This is a genomic window from Martinezella sp. CNPSo 3795, assembly GCF_057784475.1.
Genome location: NZ_JBXSOQ010000001.1, coordinates 366,201 through 382,963 on the forward strand (window position 1 = coordinate 366,201; position 16,763 = coordinate 382,963).

Annotated in this window: 15 protein-coding genes; 5 read left to right on the forward strand and 10 right to left on the reverse strand. The window is 61.0% G+C overall.

Annotation, left to right across the window (positions count from 1 at the left end; translation table 11 throughout):
• Positions 1-248 precede the first annotated feature (248 nt).
• From AC13QY_RS01790 to fdxA, 4 genes are all read left to right on the forward strand, one after another.
• Positions 249-722, forward strand: a complete 474-nt coding sequence (locus tag AC13QY_RS01790) for a (2Fe-2S)-binding protein (RefSeq protein WP_113350672.1) — start codon at positions 249-251, stop codon at positions 720-722.
• Entirely contained in the window at positions 722-1,705 is a 984-nt protein-coding gene (locus AC13QY_RS01795) for an FAD binding domain-containing protein (RefSeq protein ID WP_113351046.1), read from the forward strand. The genes AC13QY_RS01790 and AC13QY_RS01795 overlap by 1 nt, the downstream gene beginning before the upstream one ends.
• The gene (locus tag AC13QY_RS01800; protein ID WP_113350671.1) at positions 1,702-3,990 is read left to right on the forward strand and encodes a xanthine dehydrogenase family protein molybdopterin-binding subunit; all 2,289 of its coding nucleotides are present in this window, start codon (positions 1,702-1,704) and stop codon (positions 3,988-3,990) included. Before AC13QY_RS01795 ends, AC13QY_RS01800 begins: the two co-directional genes overlap by 4 nt.
• A 213-nt stretch (positions 3,991-4,203) precedes the next feature.
• The gene (fdxA, locus tag AC13QY_RS01805; RefSeq protein ID WP_113350670.1) at positions 4,204-4,545 is read left to right on the forward strand and encodes a ferredoxin; all 342 of its coding nucleotides are present in this window, start codon (positions 4,204-4,206) and stop codon (positions 4,543-4,545) included.
• Positions 4,546-4,610: 65 nt separating this feature from the next.
• Here fdxA and AC13QY_RS01810 read toward each other — a convergent pair whose 3' ends face one another.
• From AC13QY_RS01810 to AC13QY_RS01850, 9 genes are all read right to left on the reverse strand, one after another.
• Positions 4,611-6,008 carry an amidohydrolase family protein gene (locus AC13QY_RS01810; RefSeq protein WP_113350669.1) on the reverse strand — a complete coding sequence of 466 codons (1,398 nt, stop codon included), beginning with the start codon at positions 6,006-6,008 and terminating at the stop codon, positions 4,611-4,613.
• Positions 6,009-6,015: 7 nt separating this feature from the next.
• Positions 6,016-6,939, reverse strand: coding sequence for a LysR family transcriptional regulator (locus tag AC13QY_RS01815; RefSeq protein ID WP_069610244.1), 924 nt, complete (start codon positions 6,937-6,939; stop codon positions 6,016-6,018).
• A 35-nt stretch (positions 6,940-6,974) separates the two neighbouring features.
• Positions 6,975-7,751, reverse strand: a complete 777-nt coding sequence (locus AC13QY_RS01820; RefSeq protein ID WP_113350668.1) for an enoyl-CoA hydratase-related protein — start codon at positions 7,749-7,751, stop codon at positions 6,975-6,977.
• Entirely contained in the window at positions 7,748-8,905 is a 1,158-nt protein-coding gene (locus AC13QY_RS01825) for a CaiB/BaiF CoA transferase family protein (RefSeq protein WP_113350667.1), read from the reverse strand. The genes AC13QY_RS01820 and AC13QY_RS01825 overlap by 4 nt, the downstream gene beginning before the upstream one ends.
• A complete protein-coding gene (locus AC13QY_RS01830; protein WP_488492704.1) occupies positions 8,902-10,260 on the reverse strand; it encodes an FAD-dependent oxidoreductase in 1,359 nt (452 codons plus the stop codon). Before AC13QY_RS01830 ends, AC13QY_RS01825 begins: the two co-directional genes overlap by 4 nt.
• A gap of 27 nt (positions 10,261-10,287) precedes the next feature.
• A complete protein-coding gene (locus AC13QY_RS01835; RefSeq protein WP_113350666.1) occupies positions 10,288-11,121 on the reverse strand; it encodes an ABC transporter permease in 834 nt (277 codons plus the stop codon).
• On the reverse strand, positions 11,118-11,933 hold the full coding sequence (locus tag AC13QY_RS01840; protein WP_113329810.1) for an ABC transporter ATP-binding protein: 816 nt from the start codon (positions 11,931-11,933) through the stop codon (positions 11,118-11,120). The genes AC13QY_RS01835 and AC13QY_RS01840 overlap by 4 nt, the downstream gene beginning before the upstream one ends.
• 5 nt (positions 11,934-11,938) lie before the next feature.
• A complete protein-coding gene (locus AC13QY_RS01845; protein ID WP_113329559.1) occupies positions 11,939-12,973 on the reverse strand; it encodes an ABC transporter substrate-binding protein in 1,035 nt (344 codons plus the stop codon).
• Positions 12,974-13,207: 234 nt separating this feature from the next.
• Complete coding sequence (locus AC13QY_RS01850) at positions 13,208-14,218, reverse strand: DJ-1/PfpI family protein (RefSeq protein ID WP_233788566.1); 1,011 nt, start codon at positions 14,216-14,218, stop codon at positions 13,208-13,210.
• A gap of 140 nt (positions 14,219-14,358) precedes the next feature.
• Between AC13QY_RS01850 and AC13QY_RS01855 the strand changes: the two genes are divergently transcribed.
• Complete coding sequence (locus AC13QY_RS01855; RefSeq protein WP_246661120.1) at positions 14,359-15,384, forward strand: GlxA family transcriptional regulator; 1,026 nt, start codon at positions 14,359-14,361, stop codon at positions 15,382-15,384.
• Between the two features lie 101 nt (positions 15,385-15,485).
• Here AC13QY_RS01855 and AC13QY_RS01860 read toward each other — a convergent pair whose 3' ends face one another.
• Entirely contained in the window at positions 15,486-16,739 is a 1,254-nt protein-coding gene (locus tag AC13QY_RS01860; protein ID WP_113350664.1) for an LVIVD repeat-containing protein, read from the reverse strand.
• Positions 16,740-16,763 lie beyond the last annotated feature (24 nt).

Consider the following 16,763-nt stretch of genomic DNA (forward strand, 5'->3'; position numbering starts at 1 on the left):
GATCGTTTCAAAGCTAGATTCGCCCGAATGTCGGGGCTTGACGAAAACAAGCCAGGCATTAATTTAAACGGAGGCGCCTCCGTTTATTTGTTGCGTCCTCCGCTTCCCAATTCAGATGAGAGCCGATCATGACGTCAGAATTCCATCGGCCCATCTTTCCAACAGAAACCATAGCAACCGGTAGACCGACGGATAGATTCCACTAGATTCCGCAGGTCTTATCTTCGTGACGATGGCAGGAGCTTATCATGACACGAACCATCCATATCGCGCTCGACATTAACGGGCAGCGCCACGAGCTCGATATCGAGCCGCGTGTGACGCTTCTCGATGCGCTGCGCGAGCATCTTTCCCTCACCGGCACCAAGAAGGGCTGCGATCAGGGACAGTGCGGCGCCTGTACCTGCCATGTCGACGGTAAGCGCGTGCTATCCTGTCTGACGCTGGCTGCGCAGGCCGAAGGCCGTGAGATCACGACGATCGAGGGACTGAGCGGCGAGAGCGGCGATCTGCATCCGGTGCAGGCCGCATTTATCGAGCAGGACGCTTTCCAGTGCGGCTATTGCACGCCGGGCCAGATCATGTCGGCGGTTGCCTGCATCCGCGAGGGACATGCCGGCTCGGATGCGGAAATCCGCGAATATATGTCCGGCAATCTCTGTCGGTGCGGGGCCTATAACAGCATCGTTGCGGCGGTGCGCCAGGCCGCGGAGGTGGCATGATGCGAAACTTCTCCTATCTGCGGGCCACATCGACAGCAGAAGCCGCCCAGGCGGCGCAGCAGGCCGGCGCCATGCTGCTTGCCGGCGGAACGACGCTGCTCGATCTTGCCAAATGCGGTGTCGGCGAGCCCGATACCGTCATAGACATTACCCATCTTTCCGGTATGAGCGGCATCACCGTAACCGCCGATGGTGCAACGATCGGCGCGCTTGCCAGGATGAGCGAAGTCGCCGACCACAAGGATATCCTCGCGGCCTTCCCGGCTGTTTCCGAATCCTTGTCTCTGGCCGCCTCCGCCCAGCTTCGTAACATGGCGACAGTCGGCGGCAACCTCCTGCAGCGGACGCGCTGTTCCTATTTCCGCGATCCCGGCGCCTTTCCCGCCTGCAACAAGCGCAATCCCGGTTCCGGCTGTTCGGCGATCGGCGGCGTCACGCGCAATCACGCCGTGCTCGGAACCAGCGAGGCCTGCATCGCCTCCTACCCCGGTGATCTGGCGGTTGCTCTGGTCGCATTTGACGCCGTGGTCGAGACGGATAGCCGTAAAGTCGGCATCGACGATTTCTTCCTCGTTCCGGGCGACACGCCGAACAAGGAAACCGTCCTGCAGCGCGGCGAGATCATTACCGCCGTCACTATTCCTGCCTCCGCCGCTGCTCGGAACTCCACCTACCTCAAGGTCCGTGATCGGCAGTCCTATGAATTTGCTGCCGCGAGTGCCGCAGTCGGCCTGGAGCTTGAAGCCGACGGGAGAACGGTGCGTGATGTCCGCGTGGCAATCGGCGGGGTTGCCACCAAGCCCTGGCGGGCACGGGCAGTCGAGCAGGCACTCATCGGCAAGGCTCTCACTCCGGAGGCTTTGGAGAAGGCCAGCCGGCTCGCCATGGAGGGTGCCGCCGATCATGGCGGCAACCATTATAAGATCGAACTTGCGCCGCGCGTCATCGTCCGCGCCATTCAGAAGATGGGAGGTCTCGCATGACCATGATGGAACCCCGCAAGCACGGCGATGCGTCCGACGGCACCGTCGGCGGTCGTCAGTCGCGCTTCGAAGGCAGTATGAAGGTAACGGGTACGGCGACGTATGCGCTGGAATATCCGGTCGAAAACCTCGCTTATGCCGTGCTCATCCAGAGTACGATTCCGGCTGGCCGCGTTGTCGAGGTGGATGCTTCGGCAGCACTTGCGATGCCGGGCGTGCTGCTGGTGCTGACGCCGGAAGATGATCTCGGTCTCAAGCTTTCGGCTGATTGGGGCGGCAATAAGCCCGCCGACGGACCCTACTATCCGCTGCCGCGTGATGTGGGTTTCAACGGACAGTCGATTGCCGCTGTCGTTGCGGAGAGCCGCGAACTGGCGACGGAGGCCGCCAGGCTGGTGCGCGTCACTTACGAAGAGAGCCAGCACGTCGCCGATCTCAACGATCCGAATGCCGGCGAGGGCAAGCTCATGGAGCCCCTCTCGATTGCCTGGGGTGATGCCGAGGCAGCACTTGCTGCTTCCCCGGTTAGGATCGAAGCGGAATATTCGACACCGCGCGAATATCACGTGGCGATGGAGCCGCATGGTCTGACGGCGAAATGGGATGGCGACCAGCTGACGATCTGGGAGCCAAGCCAATGGTCCCATGGCATGGCGCGCATGTATTCCGAATGGTTCGACATGCCCTATGAGAATGTCCGGATCATTTCGCCCTTCATCGGCGGCGGTTTCGGATCGAAGGGGGTGCCGCTTGCCTATGGCGCGGTCGCCGTTGCGGCTGCCAGAAAGCTAGGCCGGCCGGTGAAACTAGCGGTCACCCGCCCGCAGAATTTCACGAGCTATGGCGGGCGCGCCGCGACCAGGCAGAAGATCGCGCTTGGCGCGACGGAAGACGGTATCCTGCAGGCGATCGTCCATCGCGGTGCCAGCGAAACCTCGGTCGATGCCGACTGGCCGGAGCAGACGGGGGCGGCAACGTCGATCCTCTACAAGGTCGAGAATTTCTCCTCGCAGCATCGTGTCGTGCCGGTCAATAGCGTCACGCCGGGCGCCTTGCGTGGTCCGGGCAAGAATCCGAGTGCCTACGGCATCGAATGTGCGATCGAGGAGCTGGCCTACAAGCTCGGCATGGACCCGCTCGAGATAAGGCTGAAGAACTATGCCGATCACGATTACCAGTCCGGCAAGCCGTGGTCGACGCGCCGGCTGCGCGAGGCGCTGACGGAAGGCGCGGAGGCTTTCGGCTGGTCGCGGCGCAGCCACGCGCCGCGCTCGATGCGGGACGGCAAGACGCTGATCGGCTGGGGCATCGGCTGCGGCACCTTCCCGGTCATCCGCGCACCGAGTGAAGCGATGATCCGCATTCTCGCAAACGGTCGGGTCGAGGTCGTCAGCGGCGCCATCGATATGGGGCAGGGCACCTACACGATCCTTGCCCAAAGCGCTGCGGAGGTCTTCGGCATTCCGGTCGATCAGGTCGAGGTCTATCTCGGCGATTCACGCCTACCGGGTTCGGCGATCGCCGGCGGTTCCATGCTGGCAGGCTCGATCATGGGGGCCGTCCATAAGGCGGCGGTCGCTGCCCGTGACGAACTCATCGGCCTTGCGCTTAGTGATGCCAATTCGCCCTTCCGCGATACGGGTGCAAATACGCTGAATTTTGCCGAGGGGCGCATCGCAGCCCCGCGTGGCGAGGCACCATCGCTGACGCTCGCCGAACTGATGTCCGCGCTGAAGCGCGAGGAGATCGAAGTCCGGCGCAACACCCTGCCTGACGGTGCGAACGCACAGGAGCAGCTTCAGGCGTGGACCACCATGGCTAGGGTTCAGGGACCGACCATGGGCGATTATTCCATGCATAGCTGGTGCGCCCATTTTGCCGAAGTGCGAGTCGACGAGGACTTCGGCACGGTGCGCGTCTCGCGCATGGTTTCCGCCTTTGATTGCGGCCGGCTCTACAATCCGAGGCTGGTGGAAAGCCAGTGGCGGGGCGGCATCATCATGGGCATCGGCCAGGCGCTTCTGGAAGAGGGGCTGGTCGATCAGCGTAACGGACGCACCGTCAACAACAATGTCGGCGATTACCTCGTGCCGACGAATTCCGACATTCCGGATATCCAGGTGATCTCCGTCGGTGTTCCTGACCATAATGCTTCGGCGCTCGGAGGCAAGGGCGTCGGGGAAGTCGGCATCGTTGGTGTTGCGCCTGCCATCGCCAACGCCGTGTTCCATGCCACCGGCAAGCGTGTTCGCGACCTGCCGATCACGCTGGAAAAGCTGCTCTAACGACAGTTCGGCTTGAGCCGCATTGTGTAAATGCGTGCGGCTCAAATGCCTCAAGCCTATCTCACTTCTGGTGGGTGTCTTCCAACAGATTTTCTCCCCCGCGAGCGTTGCCATTTCGGCAATCAGAAGGCCGAAAATCGGCGCTTCTTCAGAACGCTCCCATTTGTCATAGTTCGTCGAAAGCGCCCTTGAGAGCGCTGCGAGGCGAGCGTTATGGCTTACGTAATCACCGAGCCCTGCATCGATACGAAGGATGGCGCCTGCACTGTCGCCTGTCCGGTCGATTGCATCTATGAGGGCGGACGTATGTTTTACATCCATCCGGACGAGTGCATCAATTGCGGCCTCTGTCTCTCGGTCTGTCCCGTCGACGCCATCCTGTGGGACGAGGAAATGCCGGCGGAGCGGCTGTTCCTGCGCGACGTCAACCGCGATTTCTTTGCCGACGGCGTGACCGGCTGGGGTGCCCCCGGCGGCTGGGACAAGAGCCGCACGACCAGTCTCGATCATCCCTTCGTGGCGGCTTACGATGGTGCGCCCGAAAATTGCTTGTGATGCAAAGATGTCCTGATTAGGTGTCTCCGCTGCTCTTTGGGCAGTGGTTGTTGCCTCTCGCGATATCAGGAAATGCCGGACCAGCTCGCATAATAGGCGCGCGTCGCTTCCGACAATGCGTTGACGAGAGGCCGTTGCCTCTCAAGTCTCGGCAGATCGGCTCTTGCCTGCGCCAGGAGCTCGGCAATGGCAGCATCGAAGTCGACGCCTGTCAGTTCGCCTCCGCGCATCACCTCGCGGCCAGCCACGACAAGTCCGCGGGCGTATTGCGCGCTCATGCGCGTCAACAGGACCTCCGCCTCGTCGACATCATCGAACAGCGCATCGGCGATTAGGGCTTTATAATCGATGATCGTAAAGTCTTCCGCACTCTTGGCATTGATGACCTGCCTCCCAACCCGGATTGCTGCGTCGAAGACATTCTCGGCCGTCAAATGTCGTGTCAGGTTACGTCCGCCATGTAGCAGATAAAGGAGACGCATTTCCCGCCATAGATCCTGATCGTCATCCAGCCCTGTGCCGTCGAGGCCGATGGCGAAGGCGGGACCGCCGAGTTCGGTCATGGATGCGATCGGAGCGATGCCGGAGCGAAGGCGCAGATTGGCTGAGGGATTGCTGACGAGCTGCACGCCGCGCTCGGCAAGCAGTTCAAGTTCATCGGGGCGCAATTGGACGCCATGGGCGATGGCGAGCCGCGGCGACAGGAAGCCTATTTTGTCGAGATAGTTGACGACGCCCTCGGGAAAGCGGCGGTCCAGCCATAGGCGCTGGCGGGGACTTTCGAGCAGATGCATGTGTATGCGTCGATTATGATGCGCAGAAGCCTCCGCAATCGCCTCCAGAAGCGCGTTCGAACACCATTGCGGCCCGATCGGCCCATACTGCACATCGACCAGCGGGCTGGTGTTGGCCGCAGCAACCGCCTCAACGGCTGCAAGTTGGGTGGAGATCGGAGCGTAGGCTGGGATGGTCGGCTCCAACGCCTGCCAATCACCTGTGGACAGAAACGGCTTCAGCCGTTGCGGCCCGCCATCATAGGCCCAGGCATTATAGTCGAGCAGCGGGCAGGAAAGCGCAAGTCGAATGCCGATATCGTTGGCGGCCCGTATGACGGCGCTTGCCTCATCGACCAGATGATCGACATTGAGCGAGTTGTGGCAGTGCATCGTCGCGCCGACGCCGGTTTTGGCCAGCCGGCCGAAGGCGACAAGCGCCTCGAGATAGGGATCGGTGCGCGGCCGCAGCCTCAAGCCCGGTATCCACACCTCAAGTGCGTCGTCGACCGCGCCAAAATCAAGTGTGCGGATGCCATAGCCATGATCGTGGGCGTTGACGGGCGAGGGGAGGATGAGGTCGCCGGGCAGCGCAGTCGCAGCGTTGAACTGCAATGGCAGGTCTGTCAATCTGTCGAAGCGCGTGGCCGGGTCGTAGCCAGGACATTTTAGCAGGCGGATCGTTTTCATACTTTTCTCATCTGCTGACGATGGCTCTCAAATCCTCGCCGAACCTGCGCAACTCGGTATTAAGCAGCTCGATGACTGCTTGGCTAGCATGAGTTAGATGCCGATCGCGGGGGACGAAAACAGCGATATCGACGGTGCTGAGCTTGAAGTCCCGAATCGGAATGGCAACGATTTCGCCCGTCTGGATTTCCGGCCAGAGTCCGACCGGGGTAAAGAAACCAATGCCGTCTCCCGACATGATTAATGGTTTGAGGAGGATTGGATTGTTGGATGCGACCAACGTTCGCCCCACACGATTAAGCCCCGCAAGCTCGACCGCTATCGCCGAACTGACGACTTCGCTGTCGAGCGCCAGAAGCAGCTTATATTGGGCGCATTCTGGCAGCGTCACCGATTTCGCCCTAGCCAATGGATGCGATGAAGCGACCATGGCCATGAAGGCTGTGCGGATCGACCCCACAAGCTTCAGGTCATGTGGGGTCGCAAGGTCAAAGCTGATGCCGATATCAATGTCGCCCGCCGCCATGAAATGGAAAATATTGTTGTAGGCTCCCGCTCGGACGCGAAAGTCGACCGCAGGATGCAGTTTATGAAACCTCTTAATGAAATCAGGAAGAAACGTGACGAGCAGGCTGTCGAGGGCGGCGATATGGACGCGGCCCGTATTCTTTCCCTGAAGGTCACCGAGATTGGACTTCATTACCTCGAAGTCCTGCAGCGTCTCCTTGGCGTGGCGCAGCACGATTTCGCCGGCGGACGTCAGCCGCAGCCCGTCGGAAAAGCGTTCGAAGAGCGGTGTTCCAAGCTCGTCTTCGAGCTTCTTGATCTGGCGGCTGACGGCGGAGGTTGCCACATGCAGCTCTTCGGACGCCTTGCGGATGGATCCAGAGCGTGCGACCTCGGTGAAATATTTCAGGATGCTGGCATGCATAGAAAGCCCTCGGCAATCTTGAAGCTATAGCATGCCTATCTGCCGCGCCAAACGGGCGCACGCTTCTCGCGGAAGGCCGCTACACCCTCCATCGCATCCTCGCTTTTCAGCGCCTTGATGAGCGCCGGCGTCCGCAGCGCCTGTGCCTCGGCCGGGCTCAAATGGGCGGTGCGATTGACCGTCTGCTTGATCGCCCGCAGCGACAGCGGCGCGCAGGCGACAATGTCGGCAACCCAGCGATCGACAGCCGCATCGAGTTCGCCAGCCGATACGACTTCGTTGACGACACCATAGCTTGCCATTTCCTGGGCGCCGAACTGACGTCCCGTCAGCATCACGGCCATGGCGCGGTTGAACGGGATTTTGCGCTGGAGCAGCACCATGCCGCCATCGAGCGGCATGCGACCGACGCGCGCTTCCGGCAGGCCGAAGCGTGCCGTTTCCACCGCAATGACGATATCGCAACCGAGCACCATCTCGAAACCGCCGCCCAGCGCGTAGCCGTTGACGCGGGCGATGACGGGCACGTCGAGCGAGCGGCGGAACGCGAGGCCGCCAAAGCCGTTTTCCCGGCCGACGGTCCAATAATCGACGCCGGAACTGCCGCTGCCACCCTTGAGGTCGGCGCCTGCACAAAAAGCCTTTTCGCCTGAGCCTGTCAGGACGACGCAGCTGATATCGTCGCGCTTCTCGATCTCCGCCCAGATCGACTCAAGTTCGGCTTCCGTCTCGGCATCGACGGCGTTCATCCGGTCGGGCCGGTCCAGGGTGACGCGGGCGACGCGGTCTCCTACGGTGAAGGAGACGCTCATGCTGCGTCTCCCTGCACCTCGGAAAGCGAAGCCAGAATTTCGTCATTGTGCTGGCCGAGCTGCGGCGGAGAAATTCGCACGGTCACCTGTGCGGCCGACATGTCGATCGGCGAGCCGATCAGACGGATCGGACCGGCTGCGGTCTCGCCTGCCTCGAGGATCATCTTGTTGATGATCGTCTGCTCGTCCTTCAGCGCCTCGGGGAGTGAACGCACCGGGGCGCAGAGGATGTCGACGCCTTCCAGCCGTTCAATCCAGTGCGCGGTGCTGTTCTTGGCGAAGTTGTCGCGGAAGATCGCCTGCAATTCCGGCCGCCGCGCCATCTGCGCATCGAAATCCTTATAGTGCGGATATTGCGAGAGGTCCTCGATCTCCAACGCCTCGCAGATGTCACGCAAGGGGTTCGGCTTGAAGGCGCCGACCATGACGATCGCGCTGTCCGTTGTCTCGAAAACACCCGTCAGCGGAAAGGCGCCCCAGTTCAGATCCTTCTGCCGCATCAGATGTGTCGTGCCCTCCTGCATCTGCATGGCGATCATGGAGTTGTAGAGGCTGACGGCGACCTGTTGGCCTTCGCCGGTCTTGTCGCGTTGCAGCAGGGCAAGCAGGATGCCCTGGACGAGATGCATGCCGGCCGAGTAATCGGCAAGCGGCGTGGCATAGATCGAGGTCGGGTGGCTATTGTCCGACTTGCGGCGCATGACGCCGGAGACGGCCTGCGCCAGCACATCCTGGCCGCCTTTATGCTGATAGGGGCCGGTCAGCCCGAAACCCGTGCCGACGGCATAGATCAGGCGCGGATTGATCTTCTTGAGATCCTCATAGCCAAAACCCATGCGTTCCATGACGCCGGGCCGGAAGTTGTTGACGACTACGTCGGCAGTCTCAAGCAGCGCCTGGACGGTTTTGCGGGCGCCGGCATCCTTCAGATCGAGCGCCAGGCTCTTCTTGTTGCGGTTCAAGGAGCAAAAGACCGGATTGTTGAGCCCGTCCGGATCGGAGCCCAGCGACCAACGCGAGAGATCGCCGATCTTGACCTTCTCGATCTTGATGACTTCGGCGCCATAGTCGGCCAAAACCTGCGTGCAGGAAGGGCCGAGCATGACCTGCGTGAAATCGATCACGCGGATTCCGTCGAGTGGCAAAGTCGTCATTCTGCAGCCTCCAAATATGTCGCGTTCTCCGAGGGAATGTCGCCTGGATCGGCTCCCTGAGCCCGCATCTGCTTCTGAATTGCCCGGATATCGGCCTTGCGAACGGTCGTTCCGGCATTGAGGGCAACCGTTGCTGCGACACCCGCCGCTTCGCCCATCGCCATGCAGGGCGGGATCTCGCGGCTGGATTTCTGTGCCTGCGGCGTTGCCGAATAATGCCGGCCGGCAACGATCAGCTGATCGACCTCCCTGGGCAGCATGGCGCGGTACGGCGTGTAGTAATCGCGGCCGCGGCAGACCGTGTCCGCAAAATGGCGGCGGGTCATGACGTCGTCCTTCGTTACGACATAATCTCCCTGCAACAACCGCGTCTGGCGCACGCCGGTCTGCGGCGCAAAATCGATGACATAGGCGTTCTCGAAGCCGGGCATTTTTTCCCGCGCGAAATCGAGCAGCTTTGCGATCCGCGAGCGGCCTTCCATCTCCGCCTTGGTCAGGTCGTCGACCTTCAAACCACTCAGCGTCGGCATATGCGGGCAGTTCAGCCAGACGACGCCTGGCAGCGGCGTCTTCAGCCACCAGAAGGACCAGCAACCGCCGATCAGCCGCTTGGCTTCGTGATCGAGCGCCTTGAAGGCTTCCGGCTCCTGCCGTTCGAAACGCTCCGCCGCTTCCGTATCGACGCCACCCCAACGCGAGACCGTCGTCAGGATGAAGTTGGATTCGACATGGGAAGCCCCCGCGCTTGCAGCGACATCGAGATCGCCCGTCGTGTCGATGACGACATCGCCGAGGATCGCCTGCATACCTTCCTTGGTCTGGCAGATGACGCCCTTGATTGCGCCACCTTCGACGATCGCCGAGGAGAACCAGCTATGGGTTCTGAGCTTGATCTTCGCTTCGGCGATCATGTCATAGGCCGCGCGCTTGAAGGCGTCGGGATCGAAGGCGGCCGAAAAACAGATCGGATGCGGCATCGACTGGGTGTGGAAGTCGAAAAGGCCCCAGCGCGCCCAGCGCTGCCAGGCCTCCGGCGTATCGCGGAATTCGATCAGGCGATCGCGATCGGTCGGGGTCACGCAGAGTCCCCAGCGCTTCATACGCTCGATCATCTCCATGCAAATGCCGCGCACAGTGATTTCAAGCTCGTTGATCATGTCGTCGAGCACGAGCACCATGCCGCCGGCGGCAAGTCCGCCGACATAGGGATAACGTTCGAGAAGCGTGACGCTGGCGCCGTTGCGTGCGGCCGAGACGGCAGCGGCAATCCCTGCCGGGCCACCGCCGACCACAACCACATCAGAGCGATCGACGACACGGATATCCCGTGCAGGCTGGTGAATAACCTGTTCCATTGGTGTTCCCTCGATGTTTTCTAAGCTTTAGTGCTGTCCCGCCGGTTTCCAGCGGATCATCTTCGCCTCGGCGACTGAGACGATGAAGAAGAGGATCACGGCCAGCAGCGCGGCAATGACAACCGTCGCGTAAAGCAGCGGCGAGCGGAAATTGTAGGTCGCCTCGATGATGAGCGCGCCAAGTCCGAAGCTGGAACCGATCCATTCCGCGACGATCGCGCCCATGACACTGCTCGTTGCGGCGATCTTCAGCGCGGCGAACAGAAATGGCAGCGAGCTTGGCAGACGGACCTTCCAGAGAATCTCCGAATTGCTGGCCGAAAGCACCCGCATCAGGTCGAGCATTGCGGGGCTGGCGGAGCGAAGTCCCTGCACCATGTTGACCAGCGTCGGGAAGAAGCAGATGAGGCCGGCAATGATGATCTTCGGGGCGACGCCGTTGCCGAAGATCAGGACCAGGATCGGCGCAAGCGCGATGATCGGGATCGCCTTGACGAAGACGGCGATCGGATAAAAGGCCTTCTCGGCCGTCGCACTGTGGACGAACCAGATCGCCAGCAGTATGGCGACGAGATTGCCGAAGACGAAACCGAGAACGGCCTCGAGCACGGTCGGCAGGAAGTTTCGCGTCAGTGTCGCGGCATTGTCGCGAAAGGCAGAGAGCACATCGAGCGGGCTTGGCGCCATGAAAGTCGGGATCTTGAAGATCCAGATGACCGCCTGCCAGAGCACGATGCAGCCGAGTGCCGCAAGAATCGCGGGCATGTGCGAGGAGAGAACGCCGATGGTTGCGTCGAGGATGGCGACCTTGCGCGGCGCCTTGGCGATGTGGCCGATGTCAGAGTGCACGGCGTTGCTCATATGCATTCCTCCAGGAGCGCGCGCAGATGCGCGGTCACTTTTATGAAGTCGACCGTGTCACGCATCGCAAGGGCGCGGGGATAGGGAAGATCGACCTTCATGAATTCTTTCACCCGGCCGGGGTGGGCCTGCAACATCAGCACGTGCTGACCGAGGAAGACCGCCTCCGGAATGGAATGGGTGACGAAAACGATGGTCGTGCCCGTTTCGCGCCAGATGCGAAGCAGTTCCTCGTTGAGCTTGTCGCGGGTGATTTCATCCAGAGCGCCGAAGGGCTCGTCCATCAGCAGGATACGTGGCTTTGTTATCAGGGCGCGGGCGATGGCGACGCGCTGGCGCATGCCGCCGGACAATTCGTGCGGCAGGGCATTTTCGCGACCCTTGAGGCCGACGAGAGCGAGCAGCTCCATGGGATCGGCGTAGGAGCTTTTGTCGTGCCTGCCGACTTCCAGCGGCAGGCGGACATTGTCGATGACGCTCCGCCACGGCAAAAGCGTTGCCTCCTGGAAGACGAAGGCAAAATCGCGACCTTGGCGCGCCTCTCGTGGCGGTCGGCCGAAAACCGAAACCGAACCGTCGCTGATGTCAACGAGATCGGCGATGCAGCGCAGCAAGGTCGACTTACCGCATCCGGACGGCCCGAGCATGGTGACGAACGATCCTTCCGGAATATCGACGGAGACCTTGGACAGAGCGGTGAACTCGTTGCCCTTGTCGCCGAAGCGAATATCGAGATCGCGAATGGAAACGGCAAGCCTTGACGTTTCGACGACCGGTAGCGGCGGCTGCTTGATGGTGGCGGCGCTCATCATGGCATTCATCCGATCTGCTTGCGGATATCGGTCGTCGCGTCGAGGATCGCCATGGTGGCGACGTCATCGACGGTCGGTATTGCTCCCGTAAACTGCTTGAGATCGGCGTAAGCCTTGATCTGTGCTGCCCAATTGTCCTTGTTCATCGCGCCCCAGCCGGTCTGCTTGGTGCTATCGCCGAAGGAGAAATCGATAACCGGGTGGACGGCTTCAAGCTCGCTGGCCTTGTCGAGATTGGGATAGGCATCGACCAGCATGTCGACGGCTTCTTCCGGATGGTCGCGGACGTAACCCCAACCTTTGGCGGCAGCCTTGGTGAAGCGCACCAGCACGTCGGAATGTTTGTCGAGCTGTTCGTCGGTCGTATAATAGACGTTGGCGTAGAGCTGCAGGCCGGCATCCCAGAGCATCATGTCGACACGATCGTCGCCGAGCACCTTCAGCGCGTTGGTGTTCGTGACCCAGCCGGTGACGGCATCGGCCTGGCCGGTCATCAGCTGGTTCATGTCGGAACCCATGTTGACCATCTTCACCTTGTCTTCCGGAATGCCGTTTTTGGCGAGGAGCGCGCGCAGCAGGATGAAGGCGGTCGGCTGGGTGGCGATCGTCTTGCCGATCATGTCCTTCGGCTCGCGGATCGGCGCCTTTTTCAGCGAGAAATATGTAAATGGATGCTTACGGTATCCTGCCAGAAACGCCTTGACCGGCATGCCGGCCGAGCGCGCGAGCATGACGGACGGGCTGGAGGAAATCTGCCCGATGGTGGATTGGCCTGCCGCAACGCCGGCAACGCCATCGACATTCGGGCCGCCGGGGACGATGGTGAGATTGATGCCCTGCTCGGTGAAAAAGCCCTTCTTCTGTGCCGCGACTTCGCCGATGAGTCCGTTGGAAGCAAGCCAGCCGAGCTGCATGCGCACTTCGGCAACATCGGCGGCCTTGCCGGCACGGATGCCGACGAAGGTCTGGGTCGCAGCAAGACCCCCGACCAAGGCAGCATTGGATAGGAAACGGCGACGATTCATCATGAATTGAGACATGCTGATAGTTCCCCTGTTGATTGGGCGATCGGACTTTTCGTCTCGTTATCCACCAATGCCAGGGATGATGGGGGAATTCAGCGTTCTAATAAAGAACAATTATGCGCACTATCGATTGCCGAAAAGGCAACGGTCAAGGTGGCGTAAGTCATGCCTTAGTTGCCGTGTTCATCACGAGAGTGCAGCCGTCGACCACCGCCGGACTTTGCGAGATCGGTGGCGGATAATGATGGATCAATGCTGTATGGGATATTCGAGCTGCAGCGCGACGATATCAGATGTTCGCGCACCATACCGCGCGGCAATCTCGAACAGCGTCTGATCCAGCGCCTGCGCGGGCGGGCGCGCGGGAACCGTCAAGACCGAGGCCTCGGTATGGGCTGAAAGGTCCGGCACAAGCAGGAGGCCGCTGCGCGAACGGATGGATTGGGCCGGCTCCGCAATGACAGCCTTCGAACGATAGGTTCTCGACCACGCATCCGCCGTCAGCGCCAAAGCGATTTCATCGAAACCGTCCTCCGCGGGCAGGCGGATGATCTCGTGGTTCCAGAAGGCAAGGGTGTTGCCGGCAAAGCGCCAGAGGCGGCTCGTTGTCATGTGAAACGGTGCGGAATCATGCGCGCTGCTCCAATCGATGACACCCAGCCGGGTGGCAGCCGAGCGCGCCTTCTGCGCTCCAGCAATGGCCTCCACCAGAGTCAGGGAAGCGGGGATCGATGCCGTGACGCCCGTGGTGCTCATGACATTACCGTCGACGATGTAACGCCGGTTATGAACCCACACTGTCCGCGGAAAGGTACGGCGGATTTCGTCGAAGGCGTACCAATGGGTGGTGGCGCGCTTGCCGTCGAATACGCCGGCCCTTGCCGCAAGCCAGGCGCCCTCACAGATCGAAACGACCATCGCGCCCTTCGATGATTGCTCGCGAATCCAGGCAATGACGTTGCGGCTGCTGTTGTCATGCATGGCGGGGATGATGACGATATCGGCGCCTTCCGGATGCTCACGGTCAAAATCCCGCATTGTCGCGTCCGGCTTGATTTTCAGCGCCGGCATGAGGTTCACGATGCCAGCCTGGGTCGAGACGATAATGACATCGGCGACATCGGCACTGCGCAGGACGCCGTAGGGGATGACGAGATCGGTTGTCTCCGTGCCTCGGTTGTCGGCGGCGATCGCGATGAGAGGCCGTGTCCGTCCGGCTTTGAACGTCGGGAGCCGGATGGCATTTTCCGCAGCTATCACAGGTCTTTCGAAAGGGAAAACCGCAATGCAAAATACGAGCAGGGCGAGAAGCAAGATTTTGGGGGAATGGCGATCCATGGCACGTGTCCAGATTTTTGATGTCATACCCTCGGAAATATTTGGTTCGCAGGCTGGCGAAAATGACAAAGATATCGCATTTTTCGCCAATGCAGGATTCTGGACATTCCCCGCGGCGTATCGTCGTTATCGGCTATGACGGTGTTCAGGCGCTCGATATCGTTGGACCCATGGAGGTCTTCGCGATGGCGAACCTTCATTTGCCCGAGGGTGCGCCGCCTTACGAAGTCGTGCTCGCGTCCCCGGCCGGTGGATCGGTGAAAAGCAGCTCCGCCGGCGGCCTTGTCTTCGGCGAGACCATGAGCCTCGAACAACTGCCCGCCGCTCTCGATACGATCATCCTCTCCGGCGGCAGCGAGGATGGGCTTCGGCAGGTCATATTTCAGACCGACCTGCTTGCCTGGCTGCATTCGCGGGCGAAGCCTACCCGGCGCATGGCTAGCGTCTGCACCGGAGCCTTCATCCTCGCGGCCGGCGGTTTCCTCGATGGCAGACGCGCGACCACGCATTGGAATTCCTGTTCCCTTTTGAAGGAATTGCGGCCTCAGATCGAGGTCGAGCCCGACGCCATCTTTGTGGCGGAGCCGCCCGTCTTCACCTCAGCCGGCATTACGGCTGGCATCGATCTATGTCTGGCGCTGGTCGAGGCCGATTGTGGTCCGAAGACCGCTCTTGCCGTTGCGCGACAGATGGTATTGTTCATGCGCCGGCCGGGCGGTCAGTCGCAGTTCAGCGCGGGCCTCGCCCTTCAGGCGAATGCGACACCGCGCTTGCGTCAGCTCCTGAGCGAGATCATCGACGATCCCACAGGGGATCTATCGGGACCTGCTCTTGCCAGCCGGGTCGGCATGACGGAGCGCACCTTTTCGCGCAGTTTCCGCAAGGAGACCGGAACAACGCCGGCGCAATTCGTGGAAACCGCACGGTTGGAGCGGGCAAAGGCGCTTCTCGAAAGCTCTGACTGGCCGCTGGCCCGCATCGCCGAGCGTTCGGGCTTTTCAAGCCCCGACACGCTGCATAGGGCCTTTCTCAAGAATCTTGCCATAACACCCGGCTTTTATCGGGCGCGTTTTGGCACGGGCGCCTGACGACAAGGTCAGCCTCGTCACTCACATGCCGACTCATGCCGCGCTGGTAAAAACTTCTCTTCTTTCGTAGATAAATATGGATTTGGAGCCAAGCTCGCGCATCAGCCGCCATATTCGATGATTTCGAGCCCGGCATTGTAATCCGTGGCATAGATCAGACCATTGGCGTCAACAAAGACGTCGGCTGATTGGATCACTTTCGGGCGGCCTGGACGGCGGTCGGTCATGACAGTCGGCCCCGCCGGCACGAGAGCGCCGGTTTCGACAGGATGATAGGGGTCGGAAATGTCGAAGGCGCGGATGCCGGCATTCTGCCACGTCGCAAAGATCAGCGTCTCGGAGACGAAAGATCCGGGCCGGTTTTCGTGCAGATTGTGCGGTCCGAAATGACCGCCCTTCTTCGCGTAGTCGATTTCGGCGGGGATCGGGAAAGTCGAGATGCTGATCGGATTTTCGGGCACGCGGATGTCGAAGACCCAGGTATGTTTCCGGCCGTCTTCCTCATTGTCCAGCACAGCCTCATCCGCCACGACAAGAAGATCGCGGCCGGGAAGTGGCAGCGGCGAATGTGTGCCGCCGCCGTAGGGCGGGCACCAGTTATGGTGTTTGATGAGCCGGGGGGCGGAATGATCCTTGATATCGAGGAGCGTCAATCCGCCATCGCGCCAGCAAGCGTAGGCGGTGTCGCCATGGACGAGCGCGTGGTGCAGGGCATAGCGCTTGCCGTCGCCCCAATTTGGGGTTTCGCCCGCCGCGCGGTTCATGCCGGGAAGCCACCATTGGCCGACAAGTTCGGGCCTGGTTGGATCGGCCATGTCGATGGTCACGAAGATATAGTCGGTAAAGCCGTCGAGCAGCGCCGAGGCATAGGCATAGCGGCCGCCGACATACCAAAGCCTGTGAAAGCCGACGCCTTCGACATCCAGTTGGCCGATCTTGCGCGGCTTGTCGGGAACGGAAATATCAAACACGCTCATGCCCGCGGTCCAGGCGCGCTCACGCTTTCTGGAGGCGACCGTCTCGCCGACGGATTGCGTGTAGTAGGCCTTCTCGTTCGTGAAGGTTTCCACGTCGGCAAAGAGGTCGAGCGCGTTGATGACCAGCAGCAGGTCGTCATGCGTCTGCAGATGGATGTTCCAGGTGTTGGCTGGCGCTGGCACGTAATTGACCGTCTTGGGATGTTTCGGGTCGCGTACGTCAACGATCGAGAAGCCCTGCGACCAGGGATGGGCGACATAGGCGTAGCCTCGATGAACCATCAATTGCAACCCATCGCCACGGCCGCCGATATCGTTATGGCCGATCAATGTCATGTTGCGGGCAAAGTCGGGTTTCGGCAGGTCGGTCGATGCCATGGGACGTCTCACGCTCAGGGGAAT

Bases quoted from the DNA above. Each gene is read 5' to 3' on its own strand.
- AC13QY_RS01790 (WP_113350672.1), top strand. From the start codon at position 249: ATGACACGAACCATCCATATCGCGCTCGACATTAACGGGCAGCGCCAC.
- AC13QY_RS01795 (WP_113351046.1), top strand. From the start codon at position 722: ATGCGAAACTTCTCCTATCTGCGGGCCACATCGACAGCAGAAGCCGCC.
- AC13QY_RS01800 (WP_113350671.1), top strand. From the start codon at position 1,702: ATGACCATGATGGAACCCCGCAAGCACGGCGATGCGTCCGACGGCACC.
- fdxA (WP_113350670.1), top strand. From the start codon at position 4,204: ATGGCTTACGTAATCACCGAGCCCTGCATCGATACGAAGGATGGCGCC.
- AC13QY_RS01810 (WP_113350669.1), bottom strand. From the start codon at position 6,008: ATGAAAACGATCCGCCTGCTAAAATGTCCTGGCTACGACCCGGCCACG.
- AC13QY_RS01815 (WP_069610244.1), bottom strand. From the start codon at position 6,939: ATGCATGCCAGCATCCTGAAATATTTCACCGAGGTCGCACGCTCTGGA.
- AC13QY_RS01820 (WP_113350668.1), bottom strand. From the start codon at position 7,751: ATGAGCGTCTCCTTCACCGTAGGAGACCGCGTCGCCCGCGTCACCCTG.
- AC13QY_RS01825 (WP_113350667.1), bottom strand. From the start codon at position 8,905: ATGACGACTTTGCCACTCGACGGAATCCGCGTGATCGATTTCACGCAG.
- AC13QY_RS01830 (WP_488492704.1), bottom strand. From the start codon at position 10,260: ATGGAACAGGTTATTCACCAGCCTGCACGGGATATCCGTGTCGTCGAT.
- AC13QY_RS01835 (WP_113350666.1), bottom strand. From the start codon at position 11,121: ATGAGCAACGCCGTGCACTCTGACATCGGCCACATCGCCAAGGCGCCG.
- AC13QY_RS01840 (WP_113329810.1), bottom strand. From the start codon at position 11,933: ATGATGAGCGCCGCCACCATCAAGCAGCCGCCGCTACCGGTCGTCGAA.
- AC13QY_RS01845 (WP_113329559.1), bottom strand. From the start codon at position 12,973: ATGTCTCAATTCATGATGAATCGTCGCCGTTTCCTATCCAATGCTGCC.
- AC13QY_RS01855 (WP_246661120.1), top strand. From the start codon at position 14,359: ATGACAAAGATATCGCATTTTTCGCCAATGCAGGATTCTGGACATTCC.
- AC13QY_RS01860 (WP_113350664.1), bottom strand. From the start codon at position 16,739: ATGGCATCGACCGACCTGCCGAAACCCGACTTTGCCCGCAACATGACA.